Origin of the sequence: Paenibacillus agaridevorans (assembly GCF_018604145.1) — a bacterium.
Taxonomy (GTDB): Bacteria; Bacillota; Bacilli; order Paenibacillales; family Paenibacillaceae; genus Pristimantibacillus; species Pristimantibacillus agaridevorans.
The window spans coordinates 2642191-2657395 of sequence record NZ_CP075889.1; the positions used below are offsets into that span (position 1 = coordinate 2642191).

Below are 15205 nucleotides of genomic sequence, written 5' to 3' on the forward strand. Positions count from 1 at the left end.
CCTCCTTCCGGCTGCTAAAAAGCATCCTGAGGGGCAATGATCGCTTTCACCGTTCTCAGCATGATCTTGATGTCCAGCCAAATGCATTTTTTTTGAATGTACTTGATGTCCAGCTCCACCATCTCATGAAAGCTGAGACTGTTCCTGCCGCTTACTTGCCATAGCCCTGTACATCCGGGCGTCACCATCAAACGCTGCTTATCATAGTCGGAATATTCCGTCACTTCACGCTCCAAAGGGGGTCTTGGGCCGACAAGCGACATATTTCCTTTCAGCACGTTCAGCAATTGCGGCAGCTCGTCAATGCTGGTCTTGCGGATGAACTTGCCGACTTTCGTAATTCGCGGGTCGTCCTTCATCTTGAACATAGCCCCGCTAATTTCGTTCTTATCCAAAAGTTCCTTCAGCTTATCTTCCGCGTTGACCGACATGGACCGGAGCTTGTACATCCGGAAAGGCTTGCCGTCCTTGCCGATTCTTGTCTGCTGGAAAAAGACGGGTCCCTTCGGATCCTCCAGCTTGATCAACAAGGCGACCATCGTAATCAATGGGCTGAGCGCAAGCAGCCCGGCCAGCGAACCGCCGATATCCATGGTCCGCTTCATGACGCCGTAAGCCGTAAGGCTCCTTTTCTCCTGTGCGGGAGCGAACCCTCTATAAGGGGAGGAGGCTCTGCTCCAGACCGCTTCTTCTCTTAATGGCGACGGATTCATCGTTATTCGCTCCTTCCAGTAATGAGATGATTACGCAGTTCTCTTTCCATCAGTCCTTCAAGTTCTGTCATGAGCGGATAGCGGAGCTCCCGATTTCTAAGCGCAAAGTCGATGGTGGTCAATATAAATCCGAGCTGCTCCCCGACGTCATACCGAACGCCTTGAAAATCAAATGCGTATACGCCCTGCGACATGTTTAGCTCCTGGATCGCGTCCGTCAATTGGATTTCGCCTCCGGCGCCGATCCGCTGTTCGCCCAGGAAGTCGAATATTTCCGGAGTCAACACGTATCTGCCCATAATGGCCAGGTTAGACGGCGCTTGTCCTTGAGGCGGCTTCTCGACGAATCGGCTCACCTCGTACAGGTTGTCAACGCGATTGCCGGGATCGACAATACCATAGCGGTGCGTCTGATCGACGCCAACCATCTGTACGCCGATGACGGACCGTCCCGTACGCTCGTATTGCTCGATCAATTGTCTCGTGCAAGGCGTTTGAGATTCCACAATGTCGTCGCCGAGCAAGACCGCGAACGGTTCGTTGCCGATGAAGTTTCGGGCGCACCATACGGCATGTCCGAGACCTTTGGCTTCCTTCTGGCGAATATAATGCAAGTTGACATTGGACGACTTCCGCACCTTCTCCAAAATATCCAGCTTGCCTCTCATCTCAAGCGTATGCTCCAGCTCGAACGCGATATCGAAGTGATCCTCGATTGCCCGCTTGCCCTTGCCGGTTACGACAATTATGTCTTCAACTCCGGACTCGATGGCCTCTTCGACAATGTATTGAATGGTTGGCTTGTCGACGATCGGGAGCATCTCTTTCGGCATTGCCTTAGTCGCAGGCAGGAAACGCGTACCAAGTCCGGCAGCGGGAATAATGGCTTTTGTCACTTTTTTCATGAAATCACACCCCGTTCTCGATTATTTTCAATACATGTTAAAATCTATCAGGGCATTTAACCCCACCTCACACCACACCAGCGACGATTAACGTCTAAGGCATATTTCCCACAGCATGGTCGAGTGCCTCCAGTGATAAAGGTTCAGGAGACATTACCTTCCTACCTTGCGTCCTCGTCTTGCAAGCACTATCGCTTTGCGGGTTATCCTTCGGAATCGCCGTAATAGTAGGAGTAAGAATCTGCATGAGAGCTGTTGACATTATTTAAAACGACTCCTAGCAGCTTGGCTTTGACATGGTCGAGCAAAGACTTCGCCTTTAGAACATGCTCCTTGCTGACTTGCCCGGATTGAACGATAAGCACGACGCCGTCGCTCATAACGGCTACGACCTGTGCGTCCGTCACCGTAACGATCGGCGGCGTATCCAGCACGATGACGTCATAGCTTTTCCTCGCTTCGTCCAGTAACTCCGCCATCTGAGGCGAAGACAACAGCTCGGATGGATTGGGCGGCGTTGGGCCTGCATGCACGATGAACAAATTGTCAACGGCTGTATGCTGGACAATATCCTTAAGCGGCTTTTGATTGAACAGCGCCGTCGTCAGGCCGTTTCGATTGGACGTGCCGAACAAGTAATGCTGCGTGGGCTTGCGCAGATCGGCGTCGATGAGCAACACCCGCTTGTTCGCTTGCGCAAAGGCGACCGCCATATTCGCGCATGTCGTGCTTTTGCCCTCACCCGGCTTGGAGGAGGTGACCATAATAATCTGCAGCTTCTGGTTTATGGTGGAATGGTCGATGTTCGTTCGAAGAGTCCGGTAGCTCTCCGATATAGGCGACTTCGGATTAAGATGGGTAATCAAATTCCATTTAGGCGTCAAGCGTAGCATTGTTTCCCCTCCCTGCTTTTAGAGCTGTCTCCGGCTTATCTCCGCGCTCCTTCGAATCCTTTTCCCTGAATGTAGGAATGGCGCTTAACACCGGAACTTGCAGAAGCAAGTCGATGTCCTCCTCCGACTTGACGGTATCGTCCAAATACTCCAGCAAGAATGCAATGCCTACGCCCAGCATCAACGCCAGAAGAAAGGCAACGGTCACGTTCAGCTTGATGTTAGGCGATACCGCCCCCCGATTCTCAAGCGGGTTGGCTTGATCCAGGATCGAGACGTTATCGACTTTCATAAGTTCGGGGACCGACTGCTGAAATACGATCGCGATCGCGTTTGCCATATTCGCCGCTTCCTGGTACGAGCTTCCTTTGACGGTAATCGACATGACCTGCGTCTCGTTGACCGAACTCACGCTTACTCTCCCGACCAGCTCGCTGTGCGTGACGCCCAGCTCCGGATACTGCTGAACGACCTTTTTCATCATGCGCGGCGTCTTGATAATTTCTTTGTAGGTTTTGATTAGACCGATTGTGCTATTGATGGCGCCAACGTCGATGCTAGGCAGCAGAGAACCGCTGTCCTTGTATTGATTGACGATCAGCTTGGCGGATGCCTGGTATTGAGGCTTAAGAAAATAACCGGAATACAAGCCGATACCCAAGCAGCTTACGGTAACCAAAAGCAGAATCATGACTAACCTTTTTTTCAAAATGAGACCATATTGTTTTAATTCCAAACTGCCTCCTCCTTCGACGATAACGAGAGTCTATTATAGGATTCGTAACAAACTTTCATTTTTGTTATTCAATTAGAATTTTTTAATGATATCAGTTATTCAAAACGCGACCTTTTGCTTCAAAAAAGAACCACATTCAATCATTTACGATAGCATGAGGTTCACGATTTGCATTCATTTGTTAAAAAAAATCCTTCGATAGATCCGCCGTTTAATACATGCTCGACCATTTGTTCGGAGCAACCTTCCAACCCTTGCGTACGAAGCAGTAATGTCACCAGTCTCGCCATATCGATAGCTTCCCCATTGGGGTTGTATCCGGCGAACAACAGAAGCTCGGACAGCGAGCGGGTCGGTTTGACCGCTCCCCTGCCTACGTCCTTGTCTTCCGATAGCCGTTGCAGAAATTGTTTAAATCTGGCTTGTTTATCATTTTTGTATGGAACACTCATCTTCATAATCCTCCGTCCATTCCTTGCCGGGCAGTTGCCGGCAAGATTAGATTGCCATCCATCAACAACGATTCCAGATCTGTTGAGGAGGTTCCAAACTTACGGATTGACTAATCGATTTTTGCATTATGTACGCCTGTCTTACACTTCGCTTCTAAGTATGCCATAGATTTCCTAAATCCATGAGGGATTAAAGACATGTGTGGATTAGTCATTCCCGCTCATTTTCAAGTCGGTCTATATGAGCAATGAAGACTAAATTTTATAATTTCAGACAAAAATGATACCGTTTTCATGACGGGAGTAACCCCGAATGTCAAATCGAAGCGTTTTGTGTCGGACTGCATAAATCCCCCTCTTGGGAACCATATCTTTTTTTTCCTGGTCGGCAGCTTTTCTCGCTGTATAAAGCGTTGCCCGGTACTCTATCAGAAAAATCGGACCAGGATGGCCTGCTGTTTATGCATACGCCATCCTAGAAAGAAACGGGACTATTGTCTGAAAGAGGAACATCCCGCCTATTCCGATGCTAAATGTTCGGATTGAAAACGTTTTTTCGATCCATTTGAACCATAAAAAAAGGTTTTTTTGATCCGTATAATTGGATAATGGAACATTGAAAAACCAATATATGGTCCGAAAATGACACGCCTTTGTTTAAGCGACATTTTGTTCACCCTGATTTTGCACCCCGGTGTTAGAGGCTGCCTATTGAAGTATAGGATAAATTAACCAGAGACTTGCTGCCTGGTTATGGAATTAATCTGCGTAAAAACCTGCTAAATGAAGTGCTTTTCACATGAGATTCCCCCCTCAAAAGTTCCAGAGGCGAGTCGGATACTATTCGGCTGGCATTGGATTGATAATAGTCGACATAGGATTCGCCAAGCCGTTTGCCTATAACTTGATAAGCTTCTTTTAGCCTAAATCCCCTTCGATTCGTATCATGGGCGTCAGAAGATACAATATGGATCAAACCGCTTCTGCATAACGTCCAAGCCGTCCTCTCCACGCCTCTGCCGAACCCTCCCAACAAAGAATGAGACGTAACTTGCGCGAAGGCTCCTCGCATCACCAGCTCTTCCAGGAGCCTTGGATCACGCGCGATTGCCGAATTGCGCTCCGGATGCGCGATGATCGGAACCAGCCCAAGCACCGCAAGCTCATGCATTAGTTCGCCCATACTCTTGGGAATATGTGAAGATGGAAGCTCGATCAGCATATATCTGGATCCGGACAACGAAAGTAGTTCTCCGCGTTCCCACGCTTCCGGAAGGCCATCGTGAATCCGAATTTCTTGTCCGTGCAGTACGCGCAGCGGAATGCCCTCTTCGTTAAGCCGCTTGTCCACGCGCTCCAAAAGCTGCTTGACTTCATGGGCGGCATTTAAATATTTGCCGTTGGCATGATGAGGCGTGGCGATAACAGCCGTAATGCCGTCTTCTACAGCCGCTTTCGCCAGTCGCAATGTTTCCTCCCAATCCGATGCGCCGTCATCGATCCCCGGTAGTATATGTGTATGAATATCGATCATATTAGAGAGCGCCTCCCATCCTGGTCTTAATCGGTTACCCGATATATTGTAACATGGCAGGAAGGTTGCTTGCAGGTCCGCTCGTCAGGGGGCGACTGGGGGCGACTGCAGGGAATTCTTCTAATTGATAATAAGTTGCGGCCGCTATACGGACAAATTGTCACAACTGAAGTCCGTCGGAAGCAGCTGGTCTTGCTATACTAGAAATAAACAATCCCTTTACAGGAGAGTATTTATGAATCCCATCATTCAGCGTGAGCAGCTATACGAATTGGCATCAACCTTTCTCGCCTCCTTTTATCGGGAATCCGGCCGCAGCGACCCGGAGCTTAATGCCAGATTGGACGAAGTTCGGGAAGAATTGAGCAAACGCGGCACCTATGCTCATACCGAAGGCGAGCTTATTTTTGGCGCCAAGCTGGCCTGGCGCAACAGCAACAAGTGTATCGGAAGACTATTCTGGGATTCGTTAAACATCATCGACGCCAGAACCATCAACAGCGAAGATAGAATGGCGGGCGCCTTGTTCGAGCATATCGAATCAGCTACTTGCGGCGGAATCATAAAGCCTTTCATGACGATCTTCGCGCCGCAGCAGTATGCCGAAAAGCCGGAGAGCGGTCCACGCATATGGAATCATCAATTGCTTCGTTATGCCGGGTACGAACAAGATGACGGCAGCATCGTTGGCGATCCCGCCTCTATCTCCTTCACCCGAACCTGTCAGGCGCTCGGCTGGCACGGCTCCGGTACGCCGTTCGACCTCCTGCCTCTCGTCTTCAACCTGCCAGGACGGCAGCCCGTATGGTACGATATTCCTCCGCAGCTCGTCCTTGAGGTCGACATACGGCATCCTGATTATCCCGCCTTCGACGAGCAAGGCATCCGCTGGTACGCCGTGCCGATTCTTTCGGATATGACGCTGGAGATCGGCGGCATCTACTATCCGGCCGCTCCGTTCAACGGCTGGTACATGGGTACGGAGATCGGCGCCAGAAACCTTGCAGACAAAGATCGATACAATCTGCTTCCCGCAATGGCGAAAGCGATGGGACTGAACACATCCCGGGATTTCTCCTTGTGGAAGGACCGCGCGCTGGTCGAATTGAACGTCGCCGTTCTGGAATCCTATAGAAGCGCCGGTATCACGATAGTGGATCACCATACGGCCGCTCAGCAATTCGCCAGGTTCGAAAAAAATGAGAGGGCAAGCGGACGCGACGTGACGGGCCGCTGGTCCTGGCTGATTCCTCCGCTGTCGCCGGCGACGACTGCGATTTTTCACAATTCCTATCATGATGAAGTACGATCGCCCCGTTTCTATAGCAAGCAGCCTTTCTCTTAGGCTGCAATTCTGGATACTTATCGTTTCCATCTATTCATTTCCCATGGTGAAACTCCCCCACTTATTGAAGTGGGGGCTTCTTACCATCAACCACTTCGATACAACGCTGTTGCAGGCAAATAGTCGATCCATATTCCTTCTAGATGCCTGAAAATATACGATATGAGCTCGTATCATTGCACCACCTTCATCGAACATGTCCTTGTATTTACAACTCAACTTCACCATACATATGTTCGTATACAGAGGAGTTTGAAAGAATTATATTCGTATAAGACAGCCATTCCTCTCACTACCTAGGCCTCACTATCGCGAGTAAGGCAGTTTAGATGTGGGAGACTTCTTGCCCAAAAACGAAAATTTCTTTATAATGAACAGTGTGTTCTTTATATAATTCGAAAGGAGGGATTCACTCATGGCCGTATGGAAGAGGGTCGTCGGATTAACCTTGTTGCTGACGTTTCTAGCATTCCCGGCTTCAGCCTTCGCCTCCAATTATTCGAGCAGTTATGACAACAATGGGAGTAAGGGCTTCTTCTCCAGCCTGTTATCCGTCTTCGGCGGTTCTTCCGGGAGCGGAAGCAGCGATAGCGGAAGTTATGGCGGCGGAGACAAGTATGAGAAAAGCAAAGCATCGGACAAAAAGAACAGCAGCGGCTTCTGGGATTGGTGGGACGATGATTGGTGGGATGACGATTGGTGGGATGATTTCTGCTGGTGGGAAGACAACAAGGATGATTCGAAGAAAATTTGGGAGAAGTACTATTGCTATTGATGCTTATAGTCTGCGACAAGGCGAAACGGCTACGCCATCCTTGGACTGAGCGAAAAAAGACAACCGGACAGAGGCTCTAGCGAATAATCGCCAGAGAAGCCGCCCGGTTGTTTCTCTATTTTTTAGGATTCGAATGGAGCATATTGCTTTAACCTGTACTTATATCCGCAGAACGAGCATCGAAAGACAACGCTGTCCTCACCGATTTCGAAGCCGAACCGGTCATCGTCCTCCAGCTCAATAAATTCCCTTCCATGTTCGTCACGGTCTCCCGTTGCAAACAATCCCGTACGATTGCCGCATTCGCATTCCAGCACCATCATGATAGCCGCCTCCTTCCTTTCCGTTCCGGTATATGGCCGCCCTCACGGAATAGCAGCATAACCGCCGCTACAATAATCAATCCCCCAGCATAACCAGCCGCAATATCGGACAAATAGTGGACGTGGAAATATAAGCGGCTAAGTCCTAGTAAAAGGATGATGACCCCGCATAGTGCCGCGATCATCCCTCTCTGCCATCCGATAACGCTGCGCTTGCTTAAGATGAAGAGCCCGGTCAGGCCAAACAAGATCAATCCCAGCATCGCATTCCCGCTCGGGAAGCTGGAGCCGTCTACCTCAATACCCCAAGCTTGAACCGGGCGCGCACGGTCTACGCCTGCTTTGATGGCCGTATTAAGAACATAGCCGGCTGCCATCGCTCCGATCAGATGCACTGATTGTCTCAATCCCAGTCTCCAGCCCATGATGGCGGCTATCAGAAGTGTCAATGCGACAAGTCCGGCTGTCGATCCCACTTTGTCCAGCGCCTTCATGAACGTTGTCCAGCCATCGCTCGCCCATCTTGCCATATAGGCATGGAAGTCGACATCAATGGCGTAACCTCCTTGCGCGGGCAGCGTCGACCAAAGAATAGCCAGCCCTGCGGCTCCCGTCAATAATAGAATAAACCATATCGTTTTGTTCGCGACCAATAATAACGCCTCCAAACGTCTCCATTCGTTGCTTCCTCTTCCTTGCTTCGTTATAATAAGCGATGATATGTTTACATTACAAGACTTTTAATAGATAAGGAATGGTTGATTTGATGTATGTAGCTGATCAGTGGTCCGATTACGAGGTAATCGATACGGGAGACGGGGATAAGCTGGAGCGTTGGGGCCAATATGTGCTCCGCCGTCCCGATCCTCAAATCATTTGGCCCATCGCCGATGAGAGCGGTGATTGGAAGCGCGCCGACGGGCATTATCACAGAAGCGCTTCCGGAGGAGGCAAGTGGGAGATGCGCCCAAGCTTGCCCGAACGTTGGACGATTGCTTACGGCGATCTTAAGTTCCATATCAAGCCGACGAACTTCAAGCACACCGGCTTGTTCCCGGAGCAAGCGGTCAATTGGAGCTGGATGATGGACAAAATTCGCAAAGCGGGGCGTCCCATCCGCGTGTTGAATCTGTTCGCTTATTCCGGAGGAGCGACTGTTGCAGCCGCATCCGCCGGCGCCGAGGTCTGCCATGTCGACGCCGCCAAGGGGATGGTCCAATGGGCCAAGGACAATGCCGTCTTGTCCGGACTGGAGTCTGCGCCCATCCGATATATTACGGATGATGTATTTAAGTTCGTTCAGCGCGAGCAGCGCCGCGGCCGCACGTATGACGCCATTATTATGGATCCGCCGTCTTATGGCCGGGGGCCTAACGGAGAGACCTGGAAGCTGGAAGAAAATTTGTACCCTTTCCTGCAAACATGCACGACGATTTTATCCGACCAACCGCTTTTCCTGCTCATTAATTCTTATACGACCGGCTTGTCGCCGACGGTTCTGCATAACATGCTTCATATGTCGATGAAGAGCAAATACGGCGGAGCCATCCATTGCGGCGAGATCGGCTTGCCTATCACCCGTTCCGGCCTTCAACTGCCTTGCGGCATTTTGGGGCGCTGGGAGTCCGAATAATGGCCATTGACATCTTATTCGAAGACAATCATGTGCTGGCGGTCGTGAAACCGCCGGGCATCCCTTCCCAGGAGGACGAGACGAGAGATCCGGATATGCTGACGCTACTGAAGGATGACCTGAAGCTGCGATATGGCAAGCCAGGCAATGTTTTTCTTGGTCTTGTCCACCGCCTGGACCGTCCTGTTGGCGGCGCCATGGTGTTCGCCAAAACGTCCAAGGCGGCGTCGCGATTGTCCGAAGCCGTTCGAAGCCGGAATTTCGGCAAAACCTATATGTGCATCGTTCAAAGCACGCCGGCAAAACGGACTGCGACTTTGAAGCACTATATCCGCAAGGATGCGAAGCGCAATCTGGCAGTTGTCTTCGATTCGCCTGCGGCAGAGGCAAAAGAAGCCATTTTGGACTATACCGTTATGGCATCCGTTCAAGGCTTCAGCCTGCTTGCCGTCAAGCTGCATACCGGCCGGACGCATCAGATCCGCGCCCAACTGGCGCATATCGGCTGCCCGCTAGTCGGAGATTCGAAATATGGAGCCGTCAAACGAAAGGACATTGCCGATGTTCAGCTTTGGTCCACCTCCGTATCATTCCCTCATCCCGTCACGAAGGAAACTTTGACGTTCCGCTCGCTGCCAGAGAGAAACGCTGCATGGGGTTGGTGGACGATTGAGGAGCTGGAAGCGGCCTCGACGGTCTTTATAGCCGACAGCCCAATGAGAGGACGTTAATGACATTGAGAAGAAGATCTTCCCGTAAACATAAAGCAAGGCCTTATGTTTTGTTTTTGTTTTCCATATTAACTGTACTCGCATTGGCCGTGGCAGTCGTATGGCTATACCCAACCATAACCGGCGACTCCGGAAATCAAGTTCCAGGTTCGTCGGGAACAACAGCAAAGGTTACGCCAACCATGGAAGCGACCATTCCTGCCTCGGCTACGCCAGAGCCTACGCCACCGCCTCCTGTTTTTGCCGAAGCCGTTTGGTTGGGCGTCGGCGACATTATGAGCCACTCGCCCCAATTGCCCGGGGCTTACAATTCGGCTACCGGAGTATACGACTTCACCCCTTTCTTCGAGAACGTAAAGCCCATCCTGAGCGAAGGAGATTGGGTGATGGCAAATCTGGAGACGCCTATTGCGGGCGCAGACTTCGGTTATAGCGGGTATCCGACCTTCAATGCTCCTACCGAGCTTGCCGAAGCGCTGAAGGACGCCGGCTTTAACTTGTTGTCTACGGCCAACAATCACTCGCTCGACAAGGGGGAGAAGGGACTGTTGCGCACCTTGGACAACCTGAAGGAGATCGGGCTGCAAGCGTTCGGCACGGCCTCTTCTCAGGAAGAAGCCGATGCGCTTGTCATCTCGGAGAAAAACGGCATTACGATGGGACTGCTCTCCTACACTTATGGAACCAATGGCATACCGATCCCGCAAGGAAAGCCGTATCTCGTCAACCTGATCGATGAAGCGAAAATCAAAAACGACATCGCTCGGCTGCGCGAAGCAGGCGCGGATCTGGTCACCGTAGCCCTGCACTTCGGCTCGGAGTACCAGACCGTTCCTAACGACTCTCAGAAGACGCTGGCACGCTCCCTTGCCGCAGCGGGCGCTGATATCATTGCAGGCTCTCATCCCCATGTCCTCCAGCCTTACGAGATGGTAGATTCATTCGACGATCAAGGCCGGCCGAAGCAATCCCTTATCATCTATTCCATGGGCAACTTCATCTCCAATCAGCGGGGCGAATCCAAGGATTACGGCGCGATCTTCAAGGTAAACATCAAGAAAAACGTCACCGAGGGAACGATAGAACTGACCGAAGTCGAAGCTATTCCGACATGGGTCCACCGGTATCGTCCGGACAAGTCTTACCGATATCGCGTGCTCCCGGTCGAGGCGACAATTGCGGCCAGCAACGATCCCTTGCTTGCTGCCGGCGACTACGCGATGTTGAAACAGGATTTGGCCATGTTGACAGAGCGGCTGAACTCCATGAAGTGACATGAGGAATGGCTGTCAGCGACTTAAAATCGCTGACCCTCGGTTCGTTCCGAATCGCCATAATAACCCAGCGCCGTGCCAAAAAGCCGAAGATCGCCCATTGTGGCGGATCTTCGGCTTTTCTGCATGCTGTATTTGGAATGAGAAAAACGTCAGAGCAATTCACCCTGACATTCCTTTCTGTGCTAGCGTCAAAAAGGTCGTCCATGTCGACGGTGTTCGAATGGCTTTCGCTCGAATAAAGGGAAAGTTGCCCTCTATTGTCCCCGTCTTCGCCCTTGCTTGCGCTTTAGAGGGAAATCCTCCCTCTAATCCCAACCGGCTCGTTGTATTCGGGCATAATCACTCCGATTAGAAGGAGCTTTTCCCTTTATGCCGAGCCTATCGCCTGATTTACTCAGATTAAGGGGAGCTTTTCCCTCTATATTCCCCCAGCATGGGCAAACAAGGGGCGAATCGTACAAACTGCCGAATTTGCCGACAAACTCGCCCGATGTACCTGACATACTGAAATCCTTCATTCTTAACAGCTTGACCTATTTTCTGCTCTATCGGCAGTATAGTTGCATCATTTCGTATACAAGAACAAACTAATGATTGGCTACCTTGCCTAATAACAACACCAGCAGCTGTTGATTATGGGCAGAGATGCGATCCAGCGACTCCGCGATCAGGTTGCTGCGAACGCTTCTTCCCCGCTCCGCTTCCGACTTGCCTTGCTCAGAAACCGTAATCCATACGATACGCCTGTCCTGATCATCCCGCGAACGGACGATTAAGCCGTTTCGCTCCATCCGATCGAGCAAAGTCGTTACGGCCGCCGGAGTCGTAGACAAATATGGGATCAGGTCGGAGGGCTTCATGCGGTCCGACTCGAGCAGCAGCTCCAATACGTTCAACTGTCCTTCGGTGAGCGGAGCCAGCCCCTGCTCCAAATTCATCTTCCAATCGCGCGACAGCTTCGTCCACACCTTCGTAAAGTCTTCGGCAATCATACCTCCACCTGCTCCCTTCCCTATATAAGGTAGTTCAAAAAGTCCGCTTTTGATCACGGTGCTGAAAACCGAACTTTTTGAACTTTCACTATTAATTCTCTTAACTCTATTATACCGATCGTCCATGTCGAATAAAAGGTTAACCCGATTAATAGTTTACGCCTCTTATCGCCATCATTTCGAACCGTTTGACAGAAGCAGACATATAATGAGGCGACAGCTGGGCGCATCGTGCGGATAACGAAGCGGCAACCAGCCGGCGAGGAGCGTGATTCGGTTGGATGAGCGGAAGTCGGAAGTGTTGCGCAAAATAAAAGCTTACGGCATCATCAAAGACCCGCAGTGGCTGGACCGCCCTGACGAGCTGGTGCCACTGTGGGTCATGCTGGAAGTGATGCTGGAGCTGATCGAAAGATTTAACCCGCCCGGACAGCCTTACGATTGATGGAAGGCGGACGCGGATCGGATAAATGTCGTCGTAATGACATCCGGCTTATCTACCTGGAACAACGACTTGCCGATAGACTTGCGCTCTTCGATCGGCGCTTTCTCGGAATCGGCAATGTGACGGGCGCCTGAAGAAGCAAGCGCCACAATCTCGAGCGGCTTCGTGCAATAATAAGCGGCAATCAGCGAAGAGCCGTTAGGACGGACCCGCTTGCCTTCCTTGAACTCGAAGGTTTGCACGCCTTTGCCGCCCCTGGCTTGAATCGGATAATCCAGCAGGAGCGAACGTTTCGCATAACCCAGATCGGAGATGACAAGCACTTCGCCTTCATCATCGGCAACCCATAACGCTGCCGTAATCTCATCGTCGTCCTTCAGTGCGATGCCCCTCACGCCGCTTGAAACACGGCCTATCGGGTTGACCTCGGATTCCTCGAAGCGAATGCTCATGCCGTTTTTCGTCACAAGCACGATATGCTTGGAATTGTCGGATTGGGTGACATGGATGACTTCGTCGCCGTCGGCAACCTTGCAAGCCGCTACGGCAGTGGATCGGGTCGTTGCATATTCCTTCAGCTCGGTACGTTTTACTTGTCCACGTTTTGTAACGAATACAAGTGATTGGCCGGCTTCGTTAAGATCCTTGACGGGAAGGACGCTGACGATGCCGTCGTCCTTAGGCAGCTGAATAATGTTTACGATCGCGGTTCCCGTATCCTTCCACTTGAATTCCGGAATCTGATGGACAGGCAGCAGGTAGAATTGCCCCTTGCGCGTGAACAGCAGCAGGCTGTCGATCGTATTGACGAGCAGCATGTCGCGAATGACGTCCCCGTCCTTCACCCCGGAATTGTCGAGCTCGCCGCCCGAACGCGTGAAGGACAGCATGCTGGTCCGTTTCATGTAACCGTCCTTACTGAGCGTAACAAGCACATCCTCGGGGGTTACCATGACTTCCAGATTCACCTTCAGCTCTTCGACTTCTCCTTGAATATCGGACCGGCGATCGATGCCGTACTTGTCGCGGATTTCCTTCAATTCTTCCCGGATGACGCCGATCAGCTTCTTCTCGCTCTCCAGGATGGAACGAAGATAAGCGATCTTTTTCTGCGCTTCCTTAAGCTCCTTCTCGAGCGAAGTAATTTCCAGATTCGTCAGCCGGTACAATTGCAAGGTCAAAATCGCGTCCGCTTGGCGCTCCGTGAAGCCGAATTTCGCGACCAGGTTATCCTGCGCGTCGCCACGGTTCTTGGAAGCCTTGATGGTCGCGATCACTTCGTCCAGCAGATTTAATGCTTTAACGAGTCCTTCGACGACATGAGCGCGGTCCTCCGCCTTCTCCAGCTCGAACTGGGTCCGATGAGTGACAACTTCCTTCTGATGGTCCACGTAGGCCGACAGCATCGGCATCAAGCCCAGCTGCTGAGGCGCCTTGTTCACGATCGCGACCATATTAAAGTTGTAGGTCACCTGCAAGTCCGTCTTTTTGAGCAAATAGGCCAGAATGCCGCCCGCATCCGCGTCCTTCTTGAGCTCTACGACGATGCGCAGCCCGTTTCGACCGCTTTCGTCGCGAACCTCTGCAATGCCCTCCACCTTTTTCTCCAGGCGGATGTTTTCCATCGCGGTGACCAATCTGGACTTGACGACCTGGTAAGGGATTTCGGTAATGACGATCTGCTGCTTGCCGCCGCGCATATCCTCAATGGCCGTCTTGGAACGAATGTAGATGCGTCCTTTGCCGGTTGTATACGCTTCCCGTATCCCCTCCTCGCCCATGATAAGACCGCCGGTCGGAAAGTCCGGACCTTTAACGATTCCCATCAGCTCTTCCAGAGGCAGCTTGGGATTGTTCATATAAGCAATACAAGCGTCGATAACCTCCCGCAAATTATGCGGCGGAATCTCTGTCGCAAAGCCGGAGGAAATGCCGCTGACACCGTTCACCAACAAATTCGGGTAACGCGAGGGCAGGACGACGGGCTCCTTCGTTGTATTGTCGAAGTTGTCCTTGAACTGTACCGTTCGCTTATCGATGTCTCGCAGCAGCTCCATAGCGATCTTGGACAGCCGGGCTTCCGTATATCGCATCGCCGCAGCGGGATCGTCGTCCTGAGATCCCCAGTTGCCATGGCCGTCGACAAGCGGATGGCCCATCTTCCAAGGCTGCGCCATTCTCACCATGCCTTCGTAGATAGAGGAGTCGCCGTGGGGATGGTAATTGCCCATGACGTCGCCGACGGTCTTGGCCGACTTGCGATACGGCTTGTCCGGCGTGTTGCCTGCGTCGTACATGGCATATAAGATACGCCGCTGCACGGGCTTGAGGCCGTCGCGGACGTCGGGAATAGCGCGGTCCTGAATAATATATTTCGAATACCGTCCGAAGCGGTCCCCCACGACCTCCTCCAGGAACGCGGGCAGAAATTGTTCCAGGCTGCTCATGCGG

General features: G+C 51.6%; 16 protein-coding genes. 6 read left to right on the top strand and 10 right to left on the bottom strand.

All coding sequences use genetic code 11. The features are described from left to right. Window positions 1–14: 14 nt before the first annotated feature. The 6 genes from KJW29_RS10960 to KJW29_RS10985 all read right to left on the bottom strand — a co-directional run bounded on the left by KJW29_RS10960 (window position 15) and on the right by KJW29_RS10985 (window position 5233). Entirely contained in the window at window positions 15–713 is a 699-nt protein-coding gene (locus tag KJW29_RS10960) for a sugar transferase (protein WP_214629821.1), read from the bottom strand. A 2-nt stretch (window positions 714–715) separates the two neighbouring features. Beyond that, complete coding sequence (gene galU, locus KJW29_RS10965; protein ID WP_087569344.1) at window positions 716–1618, bottom strand: UTP--glucose-1-phosphate uridylyltransferase GalU; 903 nt, start codon at window positions 1616–1618, stop codon at window positions 716–718. 203 nt (window positions 1619–1821) lie between these two features. Beyond that, window positions 1822–2511, bottom strand: coding sequence for a CpsD/CapB family tyrosine-protein kinase (locus KJW29_RS10970; RefSeq protein WP_087569345.1), 690 nt, complete (start codon window positions 2509–2511; stop codon window positions 1822–1824). After that, window positions 2492–3247, bottom strand: coding sequence for a YveK family protein (locus tag KJW29_RS10975; protein ID WP_214629822.1), 756 nt, complete (start codon window positions 3245–3247; stop codon window positions 2492–2494). The genes KJW29_RS10970 and KJW29_RS10975 overlap by 20 nt, the downstream gene beginning before the upstream one ends. A gap of 161 nt (window positions 3248–3408) precedes the next feature. Next, window positions 3409–3699: a hypothetical protein gene (locus KJW29_RS10980; protein ID WP_214629823.1), complete on the bottom strand. Its 291-nt coding sequence runs from the start codon at window positions 3697–3699 to the stop codon at window positions 3409–3411. Between the two features lie 751 nt (window positions 3700–4450). Next, on the bottom strand, window positions 4451–5233 hold the full coding sequence (locus tag KJW29_RS10985) for a tyrosine-protein phosphatase (RefSeq protein WP_214629824.1): 783 nt from the start codon (window positions 5231–5233) through the stop codon (window positions 4451–4453). 235 nt (window positions 5234–5468) lie between these two features. Here KJW29_RS10985 and KJW29_RS10990 point away from each other — a divergent pair, with 235 nt between their 5' ends. Next, complete coding sequence (locus tag KJW29_RS10990) at window positions 5469–6578, top strand: nitric oxide synthase oxygenase (protein WP_281426350.1); 1110 nt, start codon at window positions 5469–5471, stop codon at window positions 6576–6578. Window positions 6579–6993: 415 nt separating this feature from the next. Continuing rightward, window positions 6994–7353 (top strand): hypothetical protein, encoded by a 360-nt coding sequence (locus KJW29_RS10995; RefSeq protein WP_214629825.1) that lies wholly within the window; start codon window positions 6994–6996, stop codon window positions 7351–7353. Window positions 7354–7475: 122 nt separating this feature from the next. Here the strand turns inward: KJW29_RS10995 and KJW29_RS11000 are convergent, their stop codons facing one another. Both KJW29_RS11000 and KJW29_RS11005 read right to left on the bottom strand, forming a co-directional pair. Further along, window positions 7476–7676, bottom strand: coding sequence for a hypothetical protein (locus KJW29_RS11000; protein ID WP_214629826.1), 201 nt, complete (start codon window positions 7674–7676; stop codon window positions 7476–7478). After that, complete coding sequence (locus KJW29_RS11005; protein ID WP_214629827.1) at window positions 7673–8329, bottom strand: phosphatase PAP2 family protein; 657 nt, start codon at window positions 8327–8329, stop codon at window positions 7673–7675. The genes KJW29_RS11000 and KJW29_RS11005 overlap by 4 nt, the downstream gene beginning before the upstream one ends. A 113-nt stretch (window positions 8330–8442) precedes the next feature. Between KJW29_RS11005 and KJW29_RS11010 the strand changes: the two genes are divergently transcribed. Genes KJW29_RS11010 through KJW29_RS11020 form a run of 3 tightly spaced genes read left to right on the top strand, consistent with a single transcriptional unit; the run spans window position 8443 to window position 11314 of the window. Next, complete coding sequence (locus KJW29_RS11010; protein ID WP_108996127.1) at window positions 8443–9309, top strand: class I SAM-dependent methyltransferase; 867 nt, start codon at window positions 8443–8445, stop codon at window positions 9307–9309. Continuing rightward, window positions 9309–10040 (top strand): RluA family pseudouridine synthase, encoded by a 732-nt coding sequence (locus tag KJW29_RS11015; RefSeq protein ID WP_214629828.1) that lies wholly within the window; start codon window positions 9309–9311, stop codon window positions 10038–10040. Before KJW29_RS11010 ends, KJW29_RS11015 begins: the two co-directional genes overlap by 1 nt. 5 nt (window positions 10041–10045) lie before the next feature. Next, window positions 10046–11314, top strand: a complete 1269-nt coding sequence (locus tag KJW29_RS11020) for a CapA family protein (protein WP_246608689.1) — start codon at window positions 10046–10048, stop codon at window positions 11312–11314. Window positions 11315–11904: 590 nt separating this feature from the next. Here the strand turns inward: KJW29_RS11020 and KJW29_RS11025 are convergent. Then, the gene (locus KJW29_RS11025) at window positions 11905–12309 is read right to left on the bottom strand and encodes a MarR family transcriptional regulator (RefSeq protein WP_087566933.1); all 405 of its coding nucleotides are present in this window, start codon (window positions 12307–12309) and stop codon (window positions 11905–11907) included. Window positions 12310–12586: 277 nt separating this feature from the next. Here KJW29_RS11025 and KJW29_RS11030 point away from each other — a divergent pair, with 277 nt between their 5' ends. Then, window positions 12587–12754, top strand: coding sequence for a hypothetical protein (locus KJW29_RS11030; RefSeq protein WP_179215424.1), 168 nt, complete (start codon window positions 12587–12589; stop codon window positions 12752–12754). On the opposite strand, the gene gyrA is transcribed toward KJW29_RS11030, so the two are convergent. Then, on the bottom strand, window positions 12745–15201 hold the full coding sequence (gene gyrA / locus KJW29_RS11035; protein ID WP_214629830.1) for a DNA gyrase subunit A: 2457 nt from the start codon (window positions 15199–15201) through the stop codon (window positions 12745–12747). The genes KJW29_RS11030 and gyrA overlap by 10 nt on opposite strands. Window positions 15202–15205 lie beyond the last annotated feature (4 nt).